The sequence below is a fragment of the Methylobacterium sp. Leaf456 genome, assembly GCF_001425465.1.
Taxonomy (GTDB): Bacteria; Pseudomonadota; Alphaproteobacteria; order Rhizobiales; family Beijerinckiaceae; genus Methylobacterium.
Map to the genome: position 1 here is coordinate 23,353 of NZ_LMQV01000010.1, position 24,475 is coordinate 47,827.

Genomic DNA, 24,475 nt, shown 5'->3' on the forward strand with positions numbered 1-24,475 from the left:
GCGCGATGGGCGAGCAGACGGCCCGCGTCCGCCTCGTCCGGACGCCGGACGGACAGCGGCTCGACATCCCGCCCGGCTTCATGTTGGGCGGGGACGAGGCGATCCTGACGGCGAAGGATGGGCGGCTCGTCGTCGAGCCGGTGGTCCGGTCCTCGCTCCTGTCCGTCCTCTCCGGTCTCGACGACCTCGATGAGGACTGGCCGGAGATCGAGGACACGGCGCCGAGCGACGTCTCGCTTTGAATGCCGTATCTGCTCGACACCAACATCCTCTCGGCGCTGGTGCGCGCGCCGCGGGGGCCGGTCGCGGAGCGGATTCGACAGGCCGGTGAGACCCAGGTTTATACGAGTGTCATCGTCGCGGCGGAACTTCGCTACGGCGCGGCGCGGAAAGGGTCGGATCGGCTGTCGCGGCAGGTCGAGGCCGTGCTCGGATCGATCCGGATTGCCGGCTGGAACGAGCCTGCCGACCGGACTTACGCGGGATTGCGTCTTGGGCTGGAGCGGGCCGGGACGCCGATCGGTGGAAACGACCTGCTCATCGGGGCTCAGGCGCTGGCCGACGGCAGCGTTCTGGTAACGGACAACACGAGGGAGTTTGAACGGATCATCGGACTGACGATTGAGAATTGGCTGCGGCCCTGATTGATCGGCACGACACGGTGCGACGGACGAACTTCGCGACAGGCAAAGCGGCGCGATTGGACTGATCGATGGGCAAGGTCACGGGCTTCCTCGAATTCGACCGGCAGGAGCAGAAGTATCAGCTCGCCGCCGACCGCGTGCGGCACTTCCGCGAGTTCACGCTGCCGCTCGACGAGCACGACCTGTCGAAGCAGGCGGCGCGCTGCATGGATTGCGGCATCCCGTTCTGCCACGGGCCGACCGGCTGCCCGGTCCACAACCAGATCCCGGACTGGAACGACCTCGTCTTCCAGTCGGACTGGCAGGAGGCCGCGCGCAACCTTCACTCCACCAACAATTTCCCCGAATTCACCGGCCGCATCTGCCCGGCGCCCTGCGAGGAAGCCTGCACGCTCAACCTCGAGAACCAGCCGGTCGCGATCAAGACGATCGAGCAGGCCATCGCCGACCGCGCCTGGAACAACGGGTGGGTCAAGCCCGAGCCGTCGGAGACCCGCACCGGCAAGCGCGTGGCGGTGATCGGCTCCGGCCCGGCCGGCATGGCGGCGGCGCAGCAGCTCGCCCGCGTCGGCCACGATGTGCACGTCTACGAGCGCGAGTCCAAGGCCGGCGGCCTGCTCCGCTACGGCATCCCGGACTTCAAGATGGAGAAGCGCCACATCGACCGGCGCGTGAAGCAGATGGAGGCCGAGGGCGTCGTCTTCCATTACAAGGCGAATATCGGCGTCAACGTGCCACTCGAAGAGCTGACGGGCAAGTTCGACGCCGTGCTGTTTTGCGGCGGCGCCGAGGACCCGCGCAACCCGCAGTTGCCGGGCCAGGAGCTCGACGGCGTCCACTACGCCATGCCCTTCCTCGTCCAGTCGAACCGCCGCGTCGGCGCCGAGCCGATGCCGGGCAACGGCGAGCTGCCGATTCTCGCCGCCGGCAAGAACGTCGTCGTCATCGGCGGCGGCGACACCGCCTCGGACTGCGTCGGCACGTCGTTCCGCCAGGGCGCGCTCTCGGTGACCCAGCTCGACATTCGACCGCGCCCGCCGGAGCGCGAGGACAAGCTGACGGTGTGGCCCTACTGGCCGACCAAGATGCGCACCTCGTCGAGCCAGGCGGAGGGCGCCGAGCGCGAGTTCCAGGCCGCGACGCTGAAGCTCCAGGGCAACCGCAAGGGCCAGCTCACCGGCGTGGTCTGCGCCCGCGTGGACGAGAAGCGCCAGCCGATCGAGGGCTCCGAGTTCGTGCTGCCCGCCGACCTCGTCTTCATGGCGATCGGCTTCGCCGGCTCGATCCAGAAGGGCCTCGTCGAAGAGTCCGGCGTGGCCGTGGACAAGCGCGGCAACGTCACGGCCAACGAGGACGATTACCGCACCTCCAACCCGAAGATCTACGCCGCGGGCGACATGCGCCGCGGCCAGTCGCTGGTGGTGTGGGCGATCCGCGAAGGCCGCCAGGCCGCCCGCTCCATCGACGAGGCACTGATGGGCTCGACCGTGCTGCCGCGCTGAGCGCAACGATCAGATGAATGGGGCCGTCGCTGCGAAGCGGCGGCCCTTTCTTTTGGGCGTTTTCCGAACCCGTGGCACGCTCAGGGATCAACTTGCAAAATTGGACGCCAACCGTATCGTGACCACAAGGGTCACGGAGGGGTCGATGCAGGAAATTCAGCTTCGCGAGGCGAAAGCGACTCTGTCCTCGGTCATCGACCAAGCCCGGCAGGGGCAGCCCTCGATCATCACCCGGCGCGGTCGGCCAGAGGCCGTGGTGCTGAGCTTCGAGGAGTGGCAGCGGCTCTCCCAGGTGCCGTCTTTCGGCCGGCTGCTGATGGCAGCCCCGCTGGAGGACGGCGATCTGCCGGAGCGTCAGAGCGGGATCAGAGACCCGGACCTCTGACCCTTGTACCTCATCGACACCAACGTCCTCTCGGCCGGAGCGCCAACGAGGCCCGTTCCGGCGCAGGACGTGACGGCCTGGATGGACCGCAACAGCGCCGGCCTGTTCCTCTCGGTCGTCACGGTCGCCGAGATCGAGGACGGCATCGCCAAGTGCCGCCGGGAAGGCGCGAGCCGTAAGGCAGGTCGCCTTGCCGATTGGTTGGAGGCACTGCTGCACCTCTATGCAAACCGGATCCTGCCGATCGACCTCGACACCGCACGGCTGGTTGGCGCCCTGACGGATCGGGCGAGGCGGCAGGGGCACGATCCCGGCTGGGCGGACCTCGCGATCGCCGCGACCACTGGGCGCCACGGCTTCACGCTGCTGACCCGCAACCTTCGGCACTTCCATCCGCTCGGGGTAAAGGCGCTCGATCCGTTCGCCGCGCTTCCACCTGAGACGGTCTGAAGTCAGTCACAGACTGCGCCCTCAGCCTGCCGAAACCGGGGGCCTCACCCCGGCGGCCAGCGGAAATCATCCGCCCGGCCGGGCTGGGGCAGGGGGGCGGCGCCGCGTTGCAAGCTGCGCTCGCGGGTGCCGGTGGCGTCGCCCTCGGAGGGGCGGCCGGTCATGAGCGTGCCGCCGGGCGCGATCTCGGCTCGGCCCAGCGGCACCACGGGGCCGGCGGCGGGCTTCACGGGGAGCGTCGGGATGCCGGGCGGCTCGGGCAAGCTCGGCAGCATCGCGGTGATCTTGCGATCGATGGCGGCCGTGTCGTCGCTCGGGGCCCCCGGAGCCGGCGCGCCGTCGGTCGGGTTGGTGGTGGCGACCGGGGCGGTGGGCTGTTCCGTGGGCAGGCCGCCGCGGGCGCCCATCAGGCGCTTCAGTTCCACGTCGGCGAAGTGGGCGACCTTGCGGGCGCCCGCGCTGGTGAAGTGGATGCCGTCGGCGGTGCGAAGCCGCGCCTCCTGGCCCTCCACGTCGGGACCGTTGGCGGTGAAGCGGTTGCGGTCGTCGACGAAGCCCTGCCAGATGTCGACATAGGTCTGCCCGGCCTTCTGCACCCGCTCGCGCACGAGGTCGTTGATGCTGGCGTAGTCGCGGGTCAGGCTGTCGCTGCGCACCGGCGGAAGGCCGACCCAGATCAGCGGCACCTTGGCCTCGGTGAAGGCCTTGATCACGGCATCGACGCGGGCGCCATAGAGCTCACGCCAGCGGTCGGACAGGGCCTCGAAGCTCTGGTCGCCGTCGCGGAGCGCCTGCCGGTCGTTCACCCCGACCATCATCAGGGCGTAGGACAGGTTGGGGTTGGCCTTGAGGAAGTCCTCGGCGCTCTTCGCCCAATCGACCACGTCCTTGCGCACGAGGCCGCTGTCGCCCTTGGAGCGGTCGATCACCGCCACGTCGGCGCTGTCGGAGAACGCCTCGTCCACGCCCTTGCCGAGATAGCTCGCCAGCGAATCGCCGAACACCGCGACCTGGGTGGTCGGGGCGGCCTTCGGCACGACGGGCTTGGGCGGCTGGGCGACGCTCGGCGGCGGGCTCGGGCGGCGGCGGGCGCGGGCGGCGCGCTCCTCGTCGGAGCGGGTCGTCACCGCCGGGGCGCGGGGGCGCGAGGGGCGGGCATAGCCCGGAGGCGGGGCCGTTCCGGGTACCGCCTGTCCCGGCGGGGGCTGCGGCGCCGGCTGGCTGCGCGGCTGATCCTCCCACGGCCAATAGAACGAGCGCGATTCCTGTTGCGGGGGCGGGGCAGGGCGGCGGGGCTGGGGCCGGGCATAGCCGTCGTCGCGGTAGCCGCCGCGGGGGCGGCGCGGCGCGTAATAGGGATCCTGCGGCGGCGCGTCGTAGGTGTCGCCCCACTGCGCCAGGGCCGGCGGCGGGCCGGCGAGGCAAGCGGCGACGGCGAGAAGGCCGAGGATCGCGGCGGCGCTCAACGGCGCGGGGCGATCTTTCGGGCGACGATCCATCCGGGAACCTCGGGTCGATGCTGCGCGGGCCGTGTGCCGTCCGGCTCCGTCTGAAGCGATCAGGATAGCGCGGGAGAGTCCATCCGTCGAAGCCCCCCGGAATGCAGGTCAGCGCCCGCCCTCCAGCCGCTCCAGCAGGGCCGGCCGGGCGTAGCCGTCGGCGGGCAGGCCCTCGCGGATCTGGTAGCGGCGGACCGCCTCGCGCAGCTTCGGCCCGGCTCGCCCGTCCTGATCGCCTTCGTAGAACCCCTCGCGGGCAAGCCCCGCCTGAAGCCGCTTCAGGCCCGGCCCGTCGAGGCGGACGGCGCCGTTCGGCCAGGGGGCGGCCAGCGCCGGAGCGCCGGCGAGCCGGTCGGCGAGATGGCCGACCGCGAGCGCGTAGGAATCGCTGGTGTTGTAGCCGCGGATCGCCTCGAAGTTCGGGGTGATGAGGAAGACCGGGGCGCCCAGGCCGCCCGGCAGAAACAGGCTCGCCTCGCCGGTTTTGGGCAGCGGCTTGCCGTCGGTGCGGCGCGCGCCGCGGGCGGCGAAGTCGGGAATCGGGCCCCGGTAGCGCGTCAGGTCGAAGTCCTTCGGCAGCGTGACCTCGTAACCCCAGGAGAGCGCCGGGTTCCAGCCGAGCGCGCGCAGGTAGTGGGCGATCGAGGCCAGCGCGTCGGCCTCGGAGCGCCAGATGTCGCGCCGCCCGTCGCCGTCGAAATCCACCGCCTCGCGCAGGTAGACCGAGGGCAGGAACTGCACCTGCCCCATCGCGCCGGCCCACGAGCCGACCATCCTTGGGGGCTCGACATCGCCGTTCTCGAGGATCTGGAGGGCGGCCAAGAGTTCGTCGCGAAACAGCCGGCCGCGATGCCCGGCATAGGCGAGGCTCGCCAGCGACCGCACCACCGGCAGGGTGCCCGCGCTCGCGCCGAAATCCGACTCGACGCCCCAGAAGGCGAGCACGACCCAGCGCGGCACGCCGGTCTTGGCCTCGATCGCCGCGAGCGTCGCCGACAGCCGCGCGGCCTGCGCCTTGCCCTTGGCGATCCGCGCGCCCGAGACCGCGCCGACGAGATAGTCCCAGGTCGGGCGGCTGAACTCGCTCTGGCGGCGGGTGCGGGCGATCACTTCGGCGTCAGGCGTGCTGACACCGGCAAAGGCCGCGTCGAACGTTTTTTGGGAGACGCCCCGCGCCTTGGCCTCAGGGCGCAATGCGGCGACGAAGCTGGAAAAGTCGCCGTCCTGCGCCAGGGCTGGGCCGGCGACGAGGACGACAGCCGCGAGGAGGCCGGCGAGGCGCCGCCTCACCGCCTGTTCCGCTTGGCCAGGGAATCCTCCCAAGCCAAGGCTTGGGCCACGATGGCGTCGAGGTCGTCGTGCTTCGGGGTCCAGCCGAGTTCCGCACGGATGCGGTCGGCGCCCGCGATGATCTGGGCCGGGTCGCCGGGGCGGCGGGGCGAGAGCCGCACTTCGAAGTCGCGCCCGGAGATGCGCTTGACCACCTCGATCACCTCCAGCACCGAGTAGCCGCGGCCGTAGCCGCAATTGAGCGTCAGGCTGTCGCCGCCGGAACGCAGATGGTTCAGCGCCACCATGTGGGCCTCGGCGAGGTCCGACACCTGGATGTAGTCGCGCAGGCACGAGCCGTCGCGGGTCGGATAGTCGGTGCCGAACACGTCGAGATGCGTGCGCTGGCCGAGTGCGGCTTGCGTCGCGACCTTGATCAGGTGGGTGGCGTTCGGCGTCGACTGGCCGGTGCGCCCGCGCGGGTCGGCGCCGGCGACGTTGAAGTAGCGCAGCACCACGTAGCTGAATCCGTGGGCGGCGGCCGCGTCGGCGAGCATCCACTCGCTCATCAGCTTGGAGCGGCCGTAGGGATTGATCGGGTTGGCGGCGAGGTTCTCCGGCACCGGCACGGTCTCGGGCTCGCCGTAGACGGCCGCCGTGGACGAGAAGATGAAGTGCTTCACGCCGGTGCGCGCCGCCGTCTCGATCAGCGCGCGGGTCTTGACCGTGTTGGCGAGGTAGTAGCCGAGCGGGTCGGACACCGAGTCCGGCACCACGATCCTGGCGGCGAAGTGGGCGATGGAATCGATCCGGTGGCGCAGGATCGTCTCGGTGACGAGCGCCTGATCCGACACGTCGCCGACGACGAGGCGCACCTCCGGCGGCAGCGCCCAATCGAAGCCGGTGGAGAGGTCGTCGAGCACGACCACCTCCTCGTGCCCGGCATCGACCAGCGCCAGCACCATGTGGCTGCCGATATAGCCCGCGCCCCCGGTGACCAGAACGGCCATGGATGTTCCCCTCGCTCAGTCCGGCCGCATTCTAACGACCAAAGTTTCAGACGCGATTAAAGTGCCGTCCATCCCGGCCAGCGCCGAGATCGGTTCGATCCGGGCGGCGTGACGGCTCGTTGTGACAGACATTTCACGCGAAAAGCACGCCGCAGGGCGTGAAGCGGGGCTGTTGCTGGCGCGCGTCGTGCTATTTCACCCTGACCGTTCAAGGTTGCCCCGCCCCACACCATCCACGGGTCCCGCCAGATGAAACCGATTCGCAAGGCCGTCCTCCCCGTCGCCGGCCTCGGCACGCGCTTCCTCCCGGCCACCAAGGCGGTGCCCAAGGAGATGCTCACCGTGGTCGACCGCCCGGTCGTCCAACACGTGGTGGACGAGGCCCGCGAGGCCGGCATCGAGCATTTCATCTTCGTCACCGGCCGCGGCAAGGCCATGATCGAGGACCATTTCGACATCGCGTTCGAACTCGACCACACCCTGCAGGAGCGCGGCAAGACCGCCGCCTACGAGGAGCTGAAGAAGGACCTGCCCAAGGCCGGCCAGACCAGCTTCACCCGCCAGCAGGCCCCGCTCGGCCTCGGCCACGCGGTCTGGTGCGCCCGCGAGATCGTCGGCGACGAGCCGTTCGCCGTGCTGCTGCCCGACATGCTGAGCCGCGGCTGCATGGCCCAGATGCTGAAGGCCTACGAGCAGCACGGCGGCAACGTCATCGCCGTCGAGGAGGTGAAGCCGGAAGAAACCCACCAGTACGGCATCGTCGCCGTCGGCGAGACCTTCGGCCAGAGCTTCGAGATCACCGGCATGGTCGAGAAGCCCAAGCAGGGCACCGCGCCCTCGAACTTCATCATCTCCGGCCGCTACATCCTTCAGCCCGAGATCTTTTCGATTTTGGAGCGGGGCGAGAAGGGCGCGGGCGGCGAGATCCAGCTCACCGACGCGATGATCCGCCTCTCCGAGCAGCAGAAGTTCTACGGCATGCGCTTCGACGGGCGCACCTACGACACCGGCTCGAAGATCGGCTTCCTCACCGCCAACCTCGCCTACGGCCTGGAGCGGCCGGAACTGGCCGACGCTCTCAAGGCGGAAATCCGCGCCCTGCTGGGATAGGCCGCACGCCGGACGTTCGGTCTCGGCTTCCCGGAAAGTCGAGGCACATCAGAGGTTTGCAGGGGCGCCTGGGATACCACATCCCAGGCGCCCCTCCGTTTCCGCCAGGTCCCATGCAGCGGCGCAGCCAAGCCATGCATGCGACGCAGGTGAAAACGTTATCACCGACCTTGCGTTTTGTGCGGCGCGATGCGAATTGTGCATTGCGAGATCGCGATGGCGTCGCGGTCCCGCAGCCCTTCTTGGGCGTTTCCTCCCTAGACTTCGGGCCGCCCTCCATCGGGGCGGCCTTTTTTTGTTTCGGGACCCACCCCACTCCCGTCATTCCGGGGCGCGAAGCGAACCCGGAATCCACGATTAGCCGCAGCGCTATTTGTAGCCGCGCATCACGGGTGGATTCCGGGTTCCGCTTGTGCGGCCCCGGAATGACGGCGGCGTGGCAAAATTCTTCTACTCGGCCGCGATGCGAAGGGGCGTCGCATCCACCGTCTCGGCGGCGACGTCCGCAAACACCTGGGTGAGGTGCTTGGCCAACGGCGCGAAGCCCGCGGTGAGGGCGAGCGACTGCTCGTTCATGTAGAGCGCCCGATTGATCTCGATCTGCAGCGCGTGCCGCCCGAGGCCCGGCTCGCCGTAATGCTCGGTGATGAAGCCGCCGGCATAGGGCTTGTTGCGCACCACCCGGTAACCCAACGCCCGCAGGCGCACCTCGACGCTCTCGGTGAGCGCGGGGGCGCAGCTCGTCCCGAACCGGTCGCCCAGCACGAAATCGGCCTGGGAGGCCTCGTCGCGCCCGAGGCTGGAGGAGGGCATCGAGTGGCAGTCGATCAGGATCGCTTTATCGAAGGTCCGCGCCGTGCGCTGGATCAGGCCGCGCAGCGTCCGGTGATAGGGTTTGTAGAGCGTCTCGATCCGGCTCACCGCCTCCTCGACGGACAGCCGCTCGCGGTAGATCTCCTGGCCGTCGGCGACGATGCGCGGCACGGTGCCGAGTCCCCCCGCGACCCGCATGGAGCGGGTGTTGGCGTAGGAGGGCAGGCGGCCCGTGAACATGCGCGGGTCGAGCTCGTAGGGCTCGCGGTTCAGGTCGAGATAGGCGCGGGGAAAGTTCGCCCGCATCAACGGCGCGCCCAGCCCGACCACGGCGGCGAACAGCCGGTCGACATGGGCGTCCTCCGAGCGGCGCAGGGTCAGCGCGTCGAGCCGGGAGGCGGCGAGGAAAGCGGGCGGGTAATGGGCGCCGGAATGCGGCGCGTTGAACACGAACGGAAAGGCGTGCGCGGCGGGCTCGTCCACGACGAAGGGCGGATCGAACGTCTCGGTGCCGTCGGCGGGGGGGAGGCTCATCGCGTGGCGGGCGCCGATCTGTGGCGAACGGGGGACATTTCGCCACTTTGCGGCGGCGGGGGCGGGCTGTCTACTGCCACGCACGGGACAGCCGCCGGTCCCGTGGGCGCCACGATGGACGACATGGCCTTAACCCCGTGTTTACCATGCCGCCGCTTTATGGAATGAACACCCCAGGGCGTAGAGGCATCGGGACGTCGTGCGATGAAGATCCTGCTCGCGGAAGACGACAACGACATGCGGCGGTTCCTGGCCAAGGCGTTGCAGAACGCCGGCTACGACGTGCTGTCGTTCGACAACGGCCTGTCCGCCTATAACCGGCTACGCGAGGAGCCGTTCGAGCTCCTTCTTACGGATATCGTCATGCCGGAGATGGACGGCATCGAGCTGGCGCGCCGCGCCACCGAACTCGATCCCGACATCAAGGTGATGTTCATCACGGGCTTTGCCGCCGTGGCGCTGAACCCCGATTCGAAGGCGCCCAAGGACGCAAAGGTCCTTTCCAAGCCCTTCCACCTGCGCGAGCTCGTCAACGAGGTCGAGAAGCTGCTCGCCGCGGCTTGAGGCGGGACAGGCCGACCCTCGGCACCGCCTGACAGGATAGGTATGCCGTATGGCCGGGCGCGAAGAGCGCCCCGCGCAGCGGCCTCGGCTCTGCCGAGGCGTCTAGCGGAGCGAGAAGCCTAAGGCCGCGGACGCGGCCGCCGGCGCTTGAGGCCAAGGCAAAAACAGCGAGATCGATCGCTCTCGCTGTAGGAAGATCGGCCCCACTCGCCTATATCGGCTGCTTCCCCCTCGGGCGCGCGAGCGACCATGCAGCCGGTCACACTCTACACCACGGCCTGGTGTCCCTATTGCTCGGCGGCCAAGAGCCTGCTGCGCGAGAAGGGCGTGGCCTTCACCGAGATCGACGTCGAGAAGACGTCCGGCGCGCGGACCGCGATGGTCCAGCGGGCCGGCGGGCGCACCAGTGTGCCGCAGATCTTCGTCGGCGACCGCCATGTCGGCGGCTGCGACGACCTCTACGCCCTCGACCGCGCCGGCGGGCTCGACCCGCTGCTGGCCGCATGAGCGACGCATCCAAGTTCGTCGCCGCCTGCGTGCAGATGCGCGGAGGGCGCGATCCGGCCGCCAACCGCGAGGCCGCGGTGAGGGCCGTGCGCGAGGCGGCCTCCGCGGGCGCGGCCTACGTCCAGACCCCCGAGACCACCTCGCTGATCGAGCGCGACCGCGACGCCCTGTTCGCCCATGTCGGCCCGCAGGACTCCGACGCCACGCTGGCGGCCCTGCGCGCCGTCGCGCGCGAGACCGGCATCATCCTCCAGATCGGTTCGCTGGCGATCCGCGAGGGCGACAAGATCGCCAACCGGGCGTTCCTGATCGATGCGGAGGGCGCGATCCGCGCCTCCTACGACAAGCTGCACCTCTACGACGTCGATTTGCCCAACGGCGAGAGTTGGCGCGAATCGGCGACCTATTCCGGCGGCGCCTGCGCCGTCGTGGCCGAGACGCCGCTCGCCGCCTTCGGCCTCACCATCTGCTACGATCTGCGCTTTCCCGCCCTCTACCGGGCGCTGGCTGAGGCCGGGGCCACGGTGCTGACGGCGCCCGCCTGCTTCACCCGCCAGACCGGCGAGGCGCACTGGCACATCCTGCAACGGGCCCGCGCCATCGAGACCGGCTCGTTCATGATCTCGGCGGCCCAGGGCGGACGGCACGAGGACGGGCGCGAGACGTTCGGGCACTCGCTCATCGTCGATCCCTGGGGCCGCATCCTGGCCGAGGCCGAGGGCGACGCACCGGGCATCGTGCTCGCCGAGATCGACCTCGCCCGCGTGGCGGACGCCCGCGCCCGCATCCCCGCCCTGGCCCATGCCCGCCCGTTCGACGTGCGCCGAGCCTGATTCTTTTGCAACTTAGCCCGCGGACCCGGCTCTGCCGGTGTCCAAGGCCCCAACACGATGATCCGCTTCACCCTCGTCTGCGATTCCGGCCATGGCTTCGAGAGCTGGTTTCCCTCCGGCTCCGCCTACGACGAGCAGGCCGCCCGCGGCCTCGTGACCTGTCCGGTCTGCGATTCGGCGAAGGTGACCAAGGCGCCGATGGCTCCGGCGGTGGCCCGCACCGACCGCGACCGCCGCCCCGCCGCCGAACCGGCCGGGCTTCTGGCGGTCGCGAGCCCGCAGCCCGCCGCTCCGGTGCCGATGATCGCCGAGCCGGAGCGGCGGCTGCGCGCCCTGCTCAAGGCGGTGCGCGAGCACGTGGTGGCGACCGCCGAGCACGTCGGCGACCGCTTCGCCGAGGAGGCGCGGGCGATCCATTACGGCGATGCCGAAGGCCGCCCGATCTACGGCGAGGCTTCCCCGCACGAGGCGCGGGAACTCGCAGAGGAGGGCATCGGGGTCATGCCCCTACCGCCTTCGCCGGACGACAGGAACTGAGCTGTCGGGAAACGCCCTACCGCGTTCCCGAGCCGGCGCCCGTTCCCTTCGAGCCCGGCGACGAGCCGGAGCCGGCGTCGTTCGCGCCCGTGCTGTTCGAGGTGCCGGACCGGCTCTTGTCGCCGGTCGTCGGCGCGCTGCCCGAGGCGCCGGGCGATGCGCCCGAGCCGGCATCGTTCGGCCCGGTGCTGTTCGCGGTGCCGGAATTGCTTGTCCCGGACGATCCCGATCCGCCGGCGAAGGCCGGGCCGGCCGTCGCAACGAGGAGCGTGCCGGCGAGTATCGCTGCCGTGATCCGCATGGGGTTTCCTCCTGTTGTTGTCCCCGTAGGGTTCAGGGAGAACCGCAGGAGCGGCGGCCTGTTCCGGATTGTCGCAGTCGAGGAGATAGAGCGTGCTGCCGTTTCACGGAAACGGCAGCACGCTCTATCTCTCTGTAGACGCATGATGATTTCGGAAAACCGGATTCCACTTTTCCGCATCGTGCTCCGGCGCGTCGGCCGAAGGCGCGGCCTCGTCCCATTCGCGGTCGCGCTCCCGCAGCAGTTCGGCGTGCGTGCGGGTGGCATCTGCTGCATGCGCCGTCTCGTCCTCGGGCGCGAGGACCGGCGCTCGATGTGGCTGGAGCGCCAGGGCGAGGGAGGCCACGAGGCGGTCGAAGTCGGCGGCCGGGATCTCCAGTTCCGCCCGGAGCGCGTCGCAAGACCGCGAGGCGAGGTCGGCGCAGGTCTCGCCGGCCCGGCCGAACCGGGCGCCCGGCTGGGCGCGCAGCCGGTCGAGCCGCCGCAGATCGGTCGCCTCCCGGTCGTGGTCCGCCCGCGCCCCCGGGACGAGCCGGGCGAGTTCGCCGAGCAGATGATCCCGGATCGCCTCGACCCGCAACGGGCCGATCTTGCGCACTGCCATGAGGTCGGCGGGCGAGGCGAGCGCTAACATCGCCTGATCCGCGAATCCGGCCTTGCGCAGCCGCGCCCGGACCGAGGCCGTCAGCAACCCACGGCCGTAGCCACCGGCCGCGAGGCGCTCGACCACCCCGTCGGGCAGGTCGTCGAACAGCGGCAGGCGGGCGCGGACCGCGTCGAACAGGGTGGCTTGAGGCTTCGGCATGCGGACGTGAACGGGTGACCGGGATCGAACCGGCGCCATTCAGCCCGGAAGCCCGAAACCTGCAAGCCGTCCGGGCATGCGCGGCGCCCGGTGCCCGGACGATTCCGGTTTTCGCCCCGATCTCTGCTAAAGGTTCGGTGCGGACGGACACGGAGCCTCCAAGTGCTTTCCGAAGCTATGGCGTCGCTTTTCAAAGCTTTAGCCTCCCGTTTGGCGCACGTTCTGGTCGTCCTGGCCGTATCGGCCTACCCGATCGCGGCCGAGCCCCTTCTCGTCGTGGGTAAGGACTTCACCGAACAGGGGCTCGTCGCCGAACTCACGCGGCAGCTGCTCGCCTCGAAGGGCTTCGATGTCCAGAAAATCCATGGCCTCAGCACCTCCGAGATGCACAAGCACATGTATCTCAAGAAGGGCGACATCTACTGGGAGTACACGACCACGCGCCTGTTCCTGACCTACGGCGACACGGCGAACTACGACAAGGACGCGGCGTATGCCCGGGTGCGCCAGCTCGATCTCGCCAAGGGATACACGTGGCTCAAGCCGACGGAGGTCAACAACACCTACGCCCTGGCGATCCGGGCCCAAACCGCCGACGAGGCGAAGATCACGACGATCTCCGAACTCTTCGCCGCCTTCGGGAACGGCGCCAACCTGATCGTCGGCATCAACACCGAATTCGCGGAACGTCCCGACGGGCTGGAGCCGCTGGAACGCGCCTACGGCAGCCGCTTCCCGCGCGCGACGATCCGGCAGGTCGATACCGACTACATCTATCAGGCGCTACGGATCTTCGGCGTCGATGTCGGCGTCGTGTTCTCCACGGACGGCCGTATCAACGGCTACGACCTGAAAATCCTCCGCGACGACAAGGGCTTCTTCTTCAACTACTTCCTCGCGCCGGTCGTGAAGACCGAGACGGTGCAGGCCCATCCGGCCCTGGTCGAGGCGCTGGAGACGCTGGCGTCGAAGCTCGACGGCGCGACGATGACGCGGCTGAACGCGGCGGTCGATGTCGAGCGGCGCCTGATCCGGGACGTCGCAGCCGCTTTCCTGAAGGACAGCGGCCTGGTTCGGTCCGACCGCTGAGTTCAGAACTCCGCGTCGTAATCGTCGGCGATCGGGGGTGCCTGCGGCCTCGGCTGCCAGCTGTCGGCGATGGCGCGGGGCGCCGCCGCCGTCTTGGGCGGGCTCGACAACATCGTGAACCAGAACGCGCCCGTGGCCAGCGCGAAGGCTGCCAGGAAAACATTGAGAGCACGCATGGGAATGCTCCTCGTTCGAGTGGCCCCCCAGTGATGAAGCACGAGGATAGGCCAGTGTCGCCGCGGATGCCAGCGGCAAGTGCACGAGCCGGCGGGCATGGCCAAAGGGCATTGCATTACAGGCAAAGGCCACTCAGGTTGCCGCCATGTCCGATGACGGTCGCCCGCAGCGTCCGCTGCCCGAATGCCTGACGCGGTTCCTGTCCGATCCGGTGCCCCAGGCACTGCCGGCGCAGCCCGTGCCCCATCCGCGCCCGCACGCGGTCCGTCCGCGATCCTTGCCCGCACCGCCGAACCGCGCCCTGCGCATCTTTCTAGCCTGGGCGCTGGCCTACAACGTCCTCGGCTTCACGATCATCGTCCTGCTGTGGCAGAGCCTGCGGTAGGCCATCGAACCTCGAGTAAAGTGCAGCAGCGCGCCCCCCGCGAGCGCCCGACCGAGGGCGGCGGCGCCGGCCGGGGCGACGAGGCGGGGGCGGTAGGACAATAGCAGCACGAGGCCGGCCCCCGCGCCCGACAGAGCGCCGAGATCCACTGCACCGGCCCATAAACCCCAACCCTCCCCCGCCCCGGCGACGAGCAGGCCCAGCAAGAGGCCGGCCCAGCCGAGGACGCGCAGCAGGACGATCCACGACGCTCGGGTTGGTCCCAAAAATCTCCGCATGGTGGCGGTTCAGGCTGAGGCAGAGCGCCGAGAGGGCGGCGAAGCTCAGGCCGAGATTGAGCGCGAGGGTCGCGGGCGTGATGCGCGGGCCCGCTCCGCCGGGGCCGCGAACACCTGCTCGCGTCGACGCTCAGGCGGGCCCATGCAATCTGCGGACAGTGCTGCGGATAGTGGCCGAGCGGGAGCCGGAGCCCTCGGCGGTGATCCTCGACAGGCGGACGCTGCGCTCCTCATCCAAGAGTGGCGAACGGCCCGGCTATGACGGAGCCAAGCGCAAGCCGGGTGCGAAGGTGCATTTGGCGGTGGGCACGCCCGGCCATGTCGTGGCGCTACACGGGACGCCCGCGGGTACCGACGACCAGGCCGAGGTCGGCCGACTGGCGGCCGAGGTTCAGGCGGAGACGAGCGACAGCGTCGAATTGGCCTTTGTCGATCAGGGCTATTCCGGACCCAAGCCCACAGCCGCCGCGAGCGCCCATGGCATCGACTGGCCTGCTTTCGGTTTCACGGACACCCGGTTTGGGTGTGAAGGTGAAGCCAGAGGTGCTCCCTGCAGCGTCGCACGTTCGGGCGTGAGTTCAAGATCGAGGCGGTTCGACTGGTTCGGGAGAGTGGGGTCGGTGTCGCGCAGGCCGCGCGCGATCTCGACGTTCACGAGACGATGCTGCACCGGTGGGTGAAGCAGGCGGTGGCCGATCCCCAACGCGCTTTTCCCGGCCAGGGACAGATGAAGCCCGAGCAGATCGAGATCGACCGGCTGCGTAAGGAGGCCGCTCGTCTGAAGGCGGAGCGTGATATCCTAAAAAAAGACCGCCGCGTACTTTGCGAGGGACGCGATATGAAGTTCGCCTTCATCGCAAGGCATCGCGCCGTGTAGCCGGTCGCGTGGATGTGCGCGGCGCTGAGCGTGTCGCGCTCCGGCTTCCACGCGTGGCTCACCCGGCAACCCAGCCAACGCGCGCGGGACGACGAAGCCATCCTGGGCAAGGCCCGCGCGCGCTTCGTGGCCAGCGACCGCACCTACGGCGCAAGGCGCATCTGGCGCGACGTGCTCGCCGAGGGCGTCGCGTGCGGGCTGCACCGCATCGAGCGGATCCTGCGCGAGAACGCCCTGCGGGCACGGCCGCACGGACGGGGGCTACCGAAGAACCAGGGTGATCGGGCTGCCGCCTCGCCCAATCTCTTGGAGCGGCGGTTCGCGACGACGCCCCGAACCGGACATGGATCGCCGACTTCACGTATATCTGGACGGCCGAGGGCTGGCTTTACGTCGCCGCCGTCATCGATCTGTTCTCGCGCCGCGTCGTAGGTTGGTCGATGCAGACCGGCATGACGGCTCAACGCGTCACGGATGCGCTCGTCATGGCGATCTGGCGCAGGGGCAAGCCGGATGCTTTGCTGCATCACTCGGATCAGGGATCGCAATATACGAGTGAAGCCTTCCAGCGTCTGATGGCCGAGCACGGCGTGACCGGCTCGATGAGCCGATCCGGCAACGTGTGGGACAACGCGGCGATGGAGAGCTTCTTCTCCTCGCTGAAGACCGAGCGCACCGCCCGGCGGACCTACCGCACGCGGGACGAGGCTCGGGCCGACGTGTTCGATGACATCGAGCGTTTCTCCAACCCGGCGCGGCGGCACTCGACCTTGGGCCGTCTCAGCCTTGTCGCGTTCGAAACCCGTGCCCAGTTAGCTGAGGAGGGTGTCCACCAAACCGGCAGCTGGCCACCTCTTCCTGCTTGCTCTCCCACCACAACCTCGTTATGACCCTTACAGCCGCCGCCGCCATCACTAGGGCTTCTAGTGATGGTCGCTAGTGACGGTCAATAGTGATTGTCATAGTGACAGCCCATACGGGCTTAAGCGATTGATATAGCTATTGGAGAGGTGGCAGAGCGGTTGAATGCACCGCACTCGAAATGCGGCATGCCTGCAAGGGCATCGGGGGTTCGAATCCCCCCCTCTCCGCCACAAATTCCGATAAGTCACTGATTTGATGTAGGAAAATGGCTAGAGCCTTCCAGGTGCCCTAGCTTCAGCCCTATCAGCAGGTTCGGCTCAATGTGCTGCCCTATCAGGGCTGATCGCCGTAATCCGTGGATGGGAAGCTGCTGATCTTGCGAACCTCAATCACGTCCTCGAAGACCGAGTCGTAGGACTGATCCACCGCATCCAGACTCTCCCTCATGAGCCGCTCGAGGATACCGCGGCGATGAGGGTCTGATCCGTCGTCCTTCCTGGCGTTGATGATTGCCTGACGAAGCTGGCGGGCATGCTCTGCCTCGGCCTCGTGTTCCGCGAGGTCGCGAACGATGCTTGCGGCAAACTCAGCTGCTTCAAGCAGCGAATCACCAATCGGGGCAGATTCGTACAGACGCTCAAAGCCGACCGCCGTCCAACACCTATTCGACCTAATCACCTCTTATAAACATGCCCAAAGTTAGATTGGACTGGCGTAAGTCGCCGTGGTTGTTCGGCCGACATTCGAGCCAAGACCGACGGCCTTGCAGAGATGCGCCGTGTTGTTAGGAGCGCACAGCCAAGCTTGTCGATATGCTTCCCCTGCTTCCGGTCGCCGTCCAGCTTGAAGGTAGGCGGCACCGAGCAGCGCCCAGGCAAACTCTTCAAAGAGCCGCAGGTCGTAGGCGACTAAACCGATTTCCAAGGCGCTGGCATCGATACCCACGAGCCGCCGGCCCTTCTGTAACGCGTCGTCGGCATCGCCACGCAGAAGAGAGGAACGACCAGCAAGATAGAGTGTGCTGAAATCGTCGGGGTCTTCCCGCAGCAGCGCCCCGATCACCTGGGTGGCGTCCTGGCCCGTTTCGATGAGAAGGCGGGTGAGCGTCTGGGCGAGCTGACGCCGGTCCAAACGATCCTTGTCGGTACCGACGTCGCGCGTGGCAGCCAAACCTCGTCGACAGATCGCGACAGCTTCGTCGTGGCGTCCATCCAGCGCGAGCATCTCGGCGAGATGATGCCAACAATAGGCGCGGTCGGGGCGCGTCTCTACTTCCGTCTCCAGCAATGGAACGTTGCGAGCGACCTTGTGGGATTGATCTCCTTCAAAACCGAAATGATCGATGCAGACCGGAGTCACGGGTATCGTCAGGCGATGCTTTTCAGCATACGAGAGAAGATCCGGCACCATCGTCTCGTGGATCCGCCCCCTGAAGCGGATGGCTGGGTCCGATCGAAACAGCCGCGGCTCGCGGTAGCGAGAATAGCCGGGACGCGGTCGGAATCGCACATAGCCGCCAGCGTGTTCGGCCGGATCGAGAACCTGCCCAATCCCGCCCCCGCCCGGTACGGACACCCTCTCGTCAGCGTCAATATAAAGCGTCCAGGGAGTCGCGACCCGCTGAAGTGCCTCGTTCCGAGCTGCAGCAAAATCACCGTTCCAAGCGAACGACGACACGGCGGCTCCGGCGGCACGGGCGATGTCGATGGTATGATCGGTCGATCCGGTGTCGACGATGACGATTTCATCGACACAGCCTTCCAGACTGCGAAGGCAATCCGGAAGGAAGCGCTCTTCGTTGAGAACGATGAGCGCAGCCGTAACTGACATCAATTAGATATTGCCGACCATGCTGATCGGGCCGGTCTGATCATGCCCCGAGATCGGGAAGGACTTGACGGCAGGAGCCTGGTAACGCGTGCGCGCCATGATGCGCCGAGCCCGATCACTCACCACCCGGCTGCGAGGCGCCGGAGTTGCAACCTGTTCCTGTTTCTCGACAGCGTTCGACTGCATGTGTCGTCTCCCATTTACAGAGGGGATTCCTGACGCACGCTGCCCGGTTCGTCAACGCGCATGTGGAATATCCGCGTGGTGATGAGAGCGGCCGCCGAGATAGGATCTCCCATCGTCAGGCGGAACGCACGAGCGTCCTCGCTCATCGTGCGAAGGCCGATAAGCCCCCGCACGTCGGGCCGCTGCGGATGTCGCGTGTTCCGTAGTAGCTGGGCAAACGCCGTCTCGGAACGAAGCTTCGTGATCGCCGAGCGGCCGCCCTCGTTGCGTTCGACGAATAGGACGATTCCGACTGGCGCCTCCATCACCGACCATTCGACGCCAGCCATACGCGGATCGATCGCGCAGAAGGCTGCGTTGGGGCTCAAGTCGGCGTCCAAGTGCAGCGTGGGCAGCTCGCCGTAGGCATGCGAGAGGCCGGCCGTGGCGAGGCGGAAATGCTTCAGCCGGGGTTTGGCCGGATGGGCCACGACCCCGCCGACGCGTAAAAAGACACGGGCGATCCCCTCGAACGCGGCACCGCGGCGGATCAGGGCGACAGCGAGATCGCTCAGGTCGCCGTCAAACTCCGTGACGAGCAGGCAACGAACCTCACCGATGCGAAGGATGCTCCCATTCATGGTCGCCGCCGGCCCTTCGTCCGAAACCGCCAGTCGGTAGATCGAGTCATCGAGGGCTCGGGCGAGCGCGCGCGCCGATCCGGTCGCCTGGCGCCCCCAGGAGCACCTCATCGACAACAATCCGTCGCTGCGCAGCTCGATGTCGATGACCTCCGTCCGCTCCGTCGAGGTCGGGAGACACGGATCGGCATGCAGGAAAGCGAGGCAATCGCCCGGCAGGGAGCCGCGCAACAGGAACGTCCGCCTTAGCGTGCGGGCCAGGATCATCCCAGCCGGCGGATCAAATGCTCCGCTTCGAGACTTTCGAGGCACTGCTCCACCTCGTCGAGCGGTGGTGCATCGAGCCCGAAACCGTCGCTCAGTTCCCCCGCGATGTCTGTGAGGCTGCTTCCGCCCTTGCAGAGTTCGTAGACGATCGCCGCGGTCGGATTCAGGAAATGCACACGGTCGCGGAGTTCGTCGTAGAGGACATACCCATCGCCTGCCTCGAGGGTTTCGAGTGCAGAAGTCTGTTCGAATAGCGTATCGGCAGGCACTGCTTTCTCGACTTTTTCCTCGCAGGGGGGACCGTCTCACCACAGCGATGCCAGGAGCGCAAGCTGCCGGGCAAGGCGAGCGATCACCGCCGTCCGATCGTGCCGCGCGCGTGCGATAGTCCGGCCGGACGCTTCGCGCGCGCTGCGGCCTTCATGGTCCCGCAAGGCTTCGGCGCAGGCTGTCGCGAAGTCGGGCGCGGTACCGGCGCTCCAGCCGGCTTCCGCCAGCCTCCCGTTGACGCTGGCCTCATGCGCGACGCACGCAACGCCGTGCGCGGCCGCCTCGATGATCTTGGTCCGCGCTCCGCCGCCGAACCGCATCGGAGCGATGGCGACCGTCGCTCGAGCATAGAGTGGGGCGGTGGACTCGAAACCGCCGACGATGTCGACGCAGGGACGCAGACCGAGTTGCAAGACGCGGGGCGGCGGTCCGTTTCCCGCGACGACGAGGCGAAAGCCACGCGGCACGCGCAGCCGTGGGACCACATTCTCGGCGAACCACAGGATTCCGTCGACATTGGCAAGATGACCGAACGCCCCCACGAACAGGAGCGTTCGCCCGTCGTGGCGCCGCTTCGGCGCGCGAGGGATTTCCACGGCATTGTTCACGATGATCGGGTGCAGGCCGGAATGGCGCCGCCGGAGCGTGGCGGCGTCGTTCTCGCAGGAGATGAAGGACGCGGCCAGACGCCCCTGGTGAAGCGCGATGATCCGATCCGTGGCGGCGGCGTCCGCCAGCAGCCAAGCGGCGCGCGCCTTCTGACGACGTGCGAGCGCGATCCGTGACTGGCTGTGCGCCGAGCCGAGCTCGTCCTCGTCGAGGTCGAGTGCCAGGGCCGTCGTATCCCCGACCGCCTGCGCCAGCGGCAGCATGTAGCTGCGCATGACGACGACCAGATCGAAGGATCGCGTCGAAGCGAGACGGGCGACGAGTTCTCGGGCCTCGTCAGTCAAGCAGCCGCTCAGGCTGGGTCGCCCATAGGCCCGAAGGGCGTCGGCCCTCTCATCGACCGGTATGCGGCTCATCAGGGACAGGGTCCTGCAGGGATAGGCCGGCGCGTCGTGCAGGCGCGTCGTGTCCCGAAAGGACGGAAGCGGAGCGGAAATCGCCCCAGCGACGGGAACCACGACGACGTCGACATCGGCGAAGGTTTCGGCGGCCTCGACGAAGAGCGAGACTCGCATCGCCAGACCGTTGCCGCTTCGTGCCGGGCGGATCGGCGCCATCACAAGGACGCGCGGGCGCGGTCTCATACCGAGGCGCACGGAACCGGACCGATGCTCCTGTTCTGTGCCGGCGGCGGACGACCGCCGCCGGATCCCGTCCTTCCGTGTGCGTGCGATCGTCGATGAATTGGCTTCATCAGCGATCCGTATCATCCATCGTCGCCGTCAAAACCATAATTCGATTCTGCCCAATTCCATGTTTTATCGGGTGCCGCCGGACGGTCGTCGGGTCTCGATCCACGCCCTTCGATCAGGACGGACGCCGATGTGCAGTCCTCCCTCCAGTGCCCCTCGCCGGCGGACTCGAACCTCGTCGAGTTTTGAAAGCGATCGATCAAGACCAGCGTGACAGGGTCGCCGCCGATGCAGTACCAGTGGACGAGGCCGGAGGTGCCATTGTCGACGATGTCGCCGCCTTGAAGGAGGTCGAGTGCGACCGGCGCTTGGCCGGGCGTCGTGAGTTCGACCGCTCCCACCGCTGAGAGCCGCGCCTCCTCTTCCTGTGCCTCGGGCGAACGCGCTGGTGCGTTGAACACGCGACCGCTCCACGTGCGCCGCAGCGTCGCGAGGGCCTCTTCGCACGATTCCTGATAACGGAAACCGGGTACGACCGTCTGGGGATCTCGGTAGCGCCATTTTGCGCCGCACCGATGCTGAAACAGCCGCTCGCCCGCGAAGTCCCGTTGGAACAGGCACCACGGCTGATCCGTGTAGGGCAAGTGCGGAACCAGATGATAAGACTGACCTGTGATCAGAAACCCCATCAGGAATAGATCTTTATCACCATAGACGATGCGATAATAGTGTTCACGGCGCGCATTCAAGAAAACGATGATCTGCAGGGCGTCCCAGCTGCGGGACTTGTCGATCAACACCTGCCCGCTTTCCACGGCGCGCATCGTACGAGGCGGAAGGCCGCACGCGGCCCAGATCTGGTTTTCGGCCAAGATGGAACAGATGTCGGGCCAGAGCACCGCACCGGTCGCCTCGAACTCCGGCCACGCGAACAGCTCCGCCGGATCCCGCTCCGGCACGATGTCGGCATCGAGCAGCAGGACGCGCGCGAACGAGGAGTGGGCCAAGGCGAAGCTCTTCAACTGCCAGCCGTCGCTGATCAGCACACCTTGAGCGATCATTATGGCCTCCGCATCGACCGGTTCGGCCGAAAGATCGCGCAGAAGCCATTTCATCCGCGCCGACATCTCGCCCGCACCGATATGCCAGACCTCGATGGGGAGCGCGCAGTGAAGGACGGTCCGCAGGAGGCGGATCAGGACGTAGGCATTGGTGAAGACCGAGGCGCCTCCGGCGCAGACGACGATGCCGTCGCGCCTGAAACGGCTTTGCTGGTAGGGCTCCAGCCTTTCGCGGTAGGCGGCGAGTTCGGCGGCGAGCGTGGCGGGATCGGTCATGGAGGACATCGCCGGTTGCTCGGAGGACATTGACTCTGGTCAGACGGATCCGGCATCGCGTTTGCCAATGGCGCGACTTGCGGGGGAAATCGTTACCGATGGACGAACCGTTGCTCGAAGCGCCCGTGGTTATTTTGACGCCGATTAAGAACTGCGCATCCCACCTTCCGGCATACGTCGAGCGTATCGAGGCCTTGCGGTATCCTGTCGAAGCCTTATCGATCGGCCTCTTGGAGAGCGACAGCACCGATGCGACATGGCCGCTTGCGCAAAGCCTCGTGGAGAGGCTCGAGCGGCGGTGCCATCGCGTCAGCCTAGTGAAGCGGGACTTCGGTTTCAACATGCCCGCCCAGGTTCCGCGCTGGATGCCGGCCTATCAGAAGGCCCGTCGCACGACGCTCGCGCGGGCGCGCAACCACCTGCTTTTCTCGGCGCTGCGCGATGAGACGTGGGTTCTGTGGCTCGACGTCGACGTCATCCGTTTCCAGTCAGACCTGATCCAGCAATTGCTGGCCACGGGACGCGAGATCGTTCAGCCGCATTGCGTGACACGCCCCGGCGGCCCGACCTTCGATCGGAACGGCTGGACCCATCACGGCACGCGCTGGCTCGAAAACTATCGCGGACAGTCTCTGGTGCGGCTCGATGCCGTCGGCGGCACCGTCCTGCTCGTCAAGGCAGACCATCACAGGGACGGTCTGATCTTTCCGGCATTCCCCTACGGCGCTTCAAACGAGAGGGTTCGCCCCATCCATTCCTGCGGGGAGCGCGGCGAGATCGAAACGGAAGGGCTGGGGATCATGGCGTCCGACATGGGAATCCAGTGCTGGGGCATGCCGGATCTCGAGGTCATCCATGCACCGGAGTAGGTGAGAACACTCAAGACGTTGTTCCGATGAATAACTCTGATCAGAATGGCTCGCGCAATGCAGGATGACAGCAAGCATGCATCCGCATGCCCGGCAATGACTCCAAACGCTGATCATCACATCGCCGAGCGCCGCCGGCACGTTTCCCATGAACCCATATGAAACATGGGTAACCTGCTTGGGCTGATTTTATGTCCTTCCCGTTGAGCGATGCGATGCACGATATTTCGCAGAAAATCAAAGTCCACCTGTCGACCCTGTTGTGGGCGATGGCGCCCGAGCACTTGAAGGATTGGCGGAAGCAAATCGATGCCGTCAGGCTCCGCTACCGGACCCGGTTGAAACGCGAGTTGAATCTTTTCAAGCCAGTGCGATTTAGCGAAAAGATGCAGTGGAGAAAGTTATTTATTGATTCTTCGCTGTTTACTCAATTATCGGACAAAATCTCTGTGCGATATTATATTGAATCGCGCGGACTTTCATCGATGCTGATTCCGCAATTGTGGATTGGCGAGGATCCGAAAGATATTCCTTTCGACGAGCTTCCTCGGCCCTATATCATTAAGAGTTCTCATGGCTTCGGCCATACAGTAATTGTCGCGCGGGACCAAATCATCGACCGAAATCAAATCATGGGCAAGGTTAGGCAGTGGCTGGCCCATTGCCACGGTACGGTTGCACGGGAGCCGGGATATCTCGACGTTCCTCGTCGGATTGTCATCGAACCCCTCTTGGTCTGCACCACAGGTCAACCGCCGGCGGAACTCAAGGTTTTTGTCTTCGATGGAACAGCCAGTTTCGCTCAATACGTCGAATTGGGGCTGGATCGCAACCAACTGTTCGGATTCGTGGATCGAAACTGGAAACGATATCCATGGCGCGGACGTTACAACCTCCCCTCACTCCCCGAAAAGCCTTCACATTTCGATCTGGCATTGGTGGCCGCCGAAAAATTGGGTGCTGGGTTGGACCATTGCCGCGTCGATTTCTACCTTGTGGATGAGAAATTATACGTTGGCGAAATAACTTTGTACTCATACAGCGGAATGGTTACTTTGCAGCCGGACGATACGGATCTCGTGATGGGATCTTTTTGGAATATAAAGTGGCCGAAAACTAGAGCGTTACTGGCAATCGCGATGCGTCGCTGGGGCCAACGCCGCCGTCAGATGTGAGTCGGCGTCGAAGTATACCGGTCGCGCGACTGTGTTCACGCCACTGTAATCAATGCCCAATTGGCTCAGGAAGCGGGGCCGCGATCGGCACGGATCGTGACACAACAGCAAACCAGGGTTTCCTGTCTTATGAGGTCATCGACGGCAGAGCGCTGCGCTCATGTTTCGACGCCGATCCACAATGGCC

The 24,475-nt window shown here is 66.8% G+C and carries 29 protein-coding genes, 1 tRNA gene and 2 pseudogenes; 17 read left to right on the forward strand and 15 right to left on the reverse strand.

Annotated features, from left to right (window positions below):
- The first annotated feature begins 5 nt into the window (after positions 1–5).
- From ASG52_RS09465 to ASG52_RS09485, 5 genes are all read left to right on the forward strand, one after another.
- Positions 6–242 carry a hypothetical protein gene (locus ASG52_RS09465; RefSeq protein WP_056242197.1) on the forward strand — a complete coding sequence of 79 codons (237 nt, stop codon included), beginning with the start codon at positions 6–8 and terminating at the stop codon, positions 240–242.
- Entirely contained in the window at positions 243–644 is a 402-nt protein-coding gene (locus tag ASG52_RS09470) for a type II toxin-antitoxin system VapC family toxin (RefSeq protein WP_056242202.1), read from the forward strand. It abuts the gene before it with no gap.
- A 68-nt stretch (positions 645–712) separates the two neighbouring features.
- Complete coding sequence (locus ASG52_RS09475) at positions 713–2,146, forward strand: glutamate synthase subunit beta (RefSeq protein WP_056242204.1); 1,434 nt, start codon at positions 713–715, stop codon at positions 2,144–2,146.
- A 145-nt stretch (positions 2,147–2,291) separates the two neighbouring features.
- Positions 2,292–2,531: a type II toxin-antitoxin system Phd/YefM family antitoxin gene (locus tag ASG52_RS09480; protein WP_056242314.1), complete on the forward strand. Its 240-nt coding sequence runs from the start codon at positions 2,292–2,294 to the stop codon at positions 2,529–2,531.
- Positions 2,532–2,534: 3 nt separating this feature from the next.
- The gene (locus tag ASG52_RS09485) at positions 2,535–2,981 is read left to right on the forward strand and encodes a type II toxin-antitoxin system VapC family toxin (RefSeq protein WP_056242206.1); all 447 of its coding nucleotides are present in this window, start codon (positions 2,535–2,537) and stop codon (positions 2,979–2,981) included.
- A gap of 44 nt (positions 2,982–3,025) precedes the next feature.
- Here the strand turns inward: ASG52_RS09485 and ASG52_RS09490 are convergent, their stop codons facing one another.
- The 3 genes from ASG52_RS09490 to galE all read right to left on the reverse strand — a co-directional run bounded on the left by ASG52_RS09490 (position 3,026) and on the right by galE (position 6,759).
- Entirely contained in the window at positions 3,026–4,480 is a 1,455-nt protein-coding gene (locus ASG52_RS09490; protein ID WP_056242210.1) for an SGNH/GDSL hydrolase family protein, read from the reverse strand.
- Between the two features lie 108 nt (positions 4,481–4,588).
- Positions 4,589–5,770, reverse strand: a complete 1,182-nt coding sequence (locus tag ASG52_RS09495) for a lytic murein transglycosylase (RefSeq protein WP_056242212.1) — start codon at positions 5,768–5,770, stop codon at positions 4,589–4,591.
- Positions 5,767–6,759, reverse strand: coding sequence for a UDP-glucose 4-epimerase GalE (gene galE / locus ASG52_RS09500; RefSeq protein WP_056242213.1), 993 nt, complete (start codon positions 6,757–6,759; stop codon positions 5,767–5,769). The genes ASG52_RS09495 and galE overlap by 4 nt, the downstream gene beginning before the upstream one ends.
- A 249-nt stretch (positions 6,760–7,008) precedes the next feature.
- On the opposite strand from galE, the gene galU reads away from it, so the two are divergent.
- Entirely contained in the window at positions 7,009–7,869 is an 861-nt protein-coding gene (gene galU / locus ASG52_RS09505; RefSeq protein WP_056242216.1) for a UTP--glucose-1-phosphate uridylyltransferase GalU, read from the forward strand.
- Between the two features lie 450 nt (positions 7,870–8,319).
- Here galU and ASG52_RS09510 read toward each other — a convergent pair whose 3' ends face one another.
- The gene (locus tag ASG52_RS09510; protein ID WP_056242218.1) at positions 8,320–9,216 is read right to left on the reverse strand and encodes an N-formylglutamate amidohydrolase; all 897 of its coding nucleotides are present in this window, start codon (positions 9,214–9,216) and stop codon (positions 8,320–8,322) included.
- Between the two features lie 204 nt (positions 9,217–9,420).
- Between ASG52_RS09510 and cpdR the strand changes: the two genes are divergently transcribed.
- The 4 genes from cpdR (at position 9,421) to ASG52_RS09530 (ending at position 11,657) form a co-directional block, all read left to right on the forward strand.
- Positions 9,421–9,780 (forward strand): cell cycle two-component system response regulator CpdR, encoded by a 360-nt coding sequence (cpdR, locus tag ASG52_RS09515; RefSeq protein WP_056242220.1) that lies wholly within the window; start codon positions 9,421–9,423, stop codon positions 9,778–9,780.
- Between the two features lie 249 nt (positions 9,781–10,029).
- Positions 10,030–10,287: a glutaredoxin 3 gene (gene grxC, locus ASG52_RS09520; RefSeq protein WP_056242223.1), complete on the forward strand. Its 258-nt coding sequence runs from the start codon at positions 10,030–10,032 to the stop codon at positions 10,285–10,287.
- Positions 10,284–11,120, forward strand: coding sequence for a carbon-nitrogen hydrolase family protein (locus tag ASG52_RS09525; RefSeq protein WP_056242225.1), 837 nt, complete (start codon positions 10,284–10,286; stop codon positions 11,118–11,120). Before grxC ends, ASG52_RS09525 begins: the two co-directional genes overlap by 4 nt.
- Before the next feature lie 57 nt (positions 11,121–11,177).
- On the forward strand, positions 11,178–11,657 hold the full coding sequence (locus tag ASG52_RS09530; protein ID WP_056242228.1) for a DUF1178 family protein: 480 nt from the start codon (positions 11,178–11,180) through the stop codon (positions 11,655–11,657).
- A 16-nt stretch (positions 11,658–11,673) separates the two neighbouring features.
- On the opposite strand, the gene ASG52_RS09535 is transcribed toward ASG52_RS09530, so the two are convergent.
- Together ASG52_RS09535 and ASG52_RS09540 are read right to left on the reverse strand one after the other, a co-directional pair.
- On the reverse strand, positions 11,674–11,958 hold the full coding sequence (locus tag ASG52_RS09535; RefSeq protein WP_056242231.1) for a hypothetical protein: 285 nt from the start codon (positions 11,956–11,958) through the stop codon (positions 11,674–11,676).
- A 124-nt stretch (positions 11,959–12,082) separates the two neighbouring features.
- Positions 12,083–12,763, reverse strand: coding sequence for a hypothetical protein (locus ASG52_RS09540; RefSeq protein WP_156383873.1), 681 nt, complete (start codon positions 12,761–12,763; stop codon positions 12,083–12,085).
- Between the two features lie 210 nt (positions 12,764–12,973).
- Here ASG52_RS09540 and ASG52_RS09545 point away from each other — a divergent pair, with 210 nt between their 5' ends.
- Positions 12,974–13,852: a glycine betaine ABC transporter substrate-binding protein gene (locus ASG52_RS09545; protein WP_056242234.1), complete on the forward strand. Its 879-nt coding sequence runs from the start codon at positions 12,974–12,976 to the stop codon at positions 13,850–13,852.
- A gap of 2 nt (positions 13,853–13,854) precedes the next feature.
- Here the strand turns inward: ASG52_RS09545 and ASG52_RS27835 are convergent, their stop codons facing one another.
- On the reverse strand, positions 13,855–14,028 hold the full coding sequence (locus tag ASG52_RS27835) for a hypothetical protein (RefSeq protein ID WP_200945592.1): 174 nt from the start codon (positions 14,026–14,028) through the stop codon (positions 13,855–13,857).
- 146 nt (positions 14,029–14,174) lie between these two features.
- Between ASG52_RS27835 and ASG52_RS27050 the strand changes: the two genes are divergently transcribed.
- Positions 14,175–14,414: a hypothetical protein gene (locus tag ASG52_RS27050; RefSeq protein ID WP_156383874.1), complete on the forward strand. Its 240-nt coding sequence runs from the start codon at positions 14,175–14,177 to the stop codon at positions 14,412–14,414.
- Here the strand turns inward: ASG52_RS27050 and ASG52_RS09550 are convergent.
- Positions 14,360–14,692 (reverse strand): DUF3325 family protein, encoded by a 333-nt coding sequence (locus ASG52_RS09550; RefSeq protein ID WP_286159000.1) that lies wholly within the window; start codon positions 14,690–14,692, stop codon positions 14,360–14,362. The genes ASG52_RS27050 and ASG52_RS09550 overlap by 55 nt on opposite strands.
- Before the next feature lie 146 nt (positions 14,693–14,838).
- Between ASG52_RS09550 and ASG52_RS26150 the strand changes: the two are divergent.
- From ASG52_RS26150 to ASG52_RS09565, 3 genes and pseudogenes are all read left to right on the forward strand, one after another.
- Positions 14,839–15,177, forward strand: a pseudogene (locus ASG52_RS26150) (transposase); the annotation flags it as partial.
- Between the two features lie 65 nt (positions 15,178–15,242).
- Positions 15,243–16,387 (forward strand): annotated as a pseudogene (locus ASG52_RS26155) (IS3 family transposase); the annotation flags it as partial.
- Positions 16,388–16,573: 186 nt separating this feature from the next.
- Positions 16,574–16,663: transfer RNA gene (locus ASG52_RS09565), tRNA-Ser, on the forward strand.
- 103 nt (positions 16,664–16,766) lie between these two features.
- Here the strand turns inward: ASG52_RS09565 and ASG52_RS09570 are convergent.
- From ASG52_RS09570 to ASG52_RS09600, 7 genes are all read right to left on the reverse strand, one after another.
- Entirely contained in the window at positions 16,767–17,111 is a 345-nt protein-coding gene (locus ASG52_RS09570; protein WP_056242237.1) for a hypothetical protein, read from the reverse strand.
- 21 nt (positions 17,112–17,132) lie between these two features.
- On the reverse strand, positions 17,133–18,263 hold the full coding sequence (locus ASG52_RS26160; protein ID WP_082552467.1) for a tetratricopeptide repeat-containing glycosyltransferase family 2 protein: 1,131 nt from the start codon (positions 18,261–18,263) through the stop codon (positions 17,133–17,135).
- A gap of 3 nt (positions 18,264–18,266) precedes the next feature.
- The gene (locus ASG52_RS09580; protein ID WP_056242241.1) at positions 18,267–18,449 is read right to left on the reverse strand and encodes a hypothetical protein; all 183 of its coding nucleotides are present in this window, start codon (positions 18,447–18,449) and stop codon (positions 18,267–18,269) included.
- A gap of 14 nt (positions 18,450–18,463) precedes the next feature.
- The gene (locus ASG52_RS09585) at positions 18,464–19,336 is read right to left on the reverse strand and encodes a hypothetical protein (protein ID WP_056242244.1); all 873 of its coding nucleotides are present in this window, start codon (positions 19,334–19,336) and stop codon (positions 18,464–18,466) included.
- Positions 19,333–19,605 (reverse strand): PqqD family protein, encoded by a 273-nt coding sequence (locus tag ASG52_RS26165; protein WP_082552468.1) that lies wholly within the window; start codon positions 19,603–19,605, stop codon positions 19,333–19,335. Before ASG52_RS26165 ends, ASG52_RS09585 begins: the two co-directional genes overlap by 4 nt.
- A gap of 36 nt (positions 19,606–19,641) precedes the next feature.
- Entirely contained in the window at positions 19,642–20,832 is a 1,191-nt protein-coding gene (locus tag ASG52_RS09595; protein ID WP_056242253.1) for a glycosyltransferase family 4 protein, read from the reverse strand.
- A 149-nt stretch (positions 20,833–20,981) separates the two neighbouring features.
- A complete protein-coding gene (locus ASG52_RS09600; RefSeq protein WP_162249988.1) occupies positions 20,982–22,244 on the reverse strand; it encodes an alpha-mannosyltransferase in 1,263 nt (420 codons plus the stop codon).
- 98 nt (positions 22,245–22,342) lie between these two features.
- Between ASG52_RS09600 and ASG52_RS09605 the strand changes: the two genes are divergently transcribed.
- Positions 22,343–23,113, forward strand: a complete 771-nt coding sequence (locus ASG52_RS09605; RefSeq protein ID WP_056242259.1) for a glycosyltransferase family protein — start codon at positions 22,343–22,345, stop codon at positions 23,111–23,113.
- Between the two features lie 215 nt (positions 23,114–23,328).
- Positions 23,329–24,288, forward strand: coding sequence for an ATP-grasp fold amidoligase family protein (locus ASG52_RS26170; RefSeq protein WP_210170405.1), 960 nt, complete (start codon positions 23,329–23,331; stop codon positions 24,286–24,288).
- Positions 24,289–24,475 lie beyond the last annotated feature (187 nt).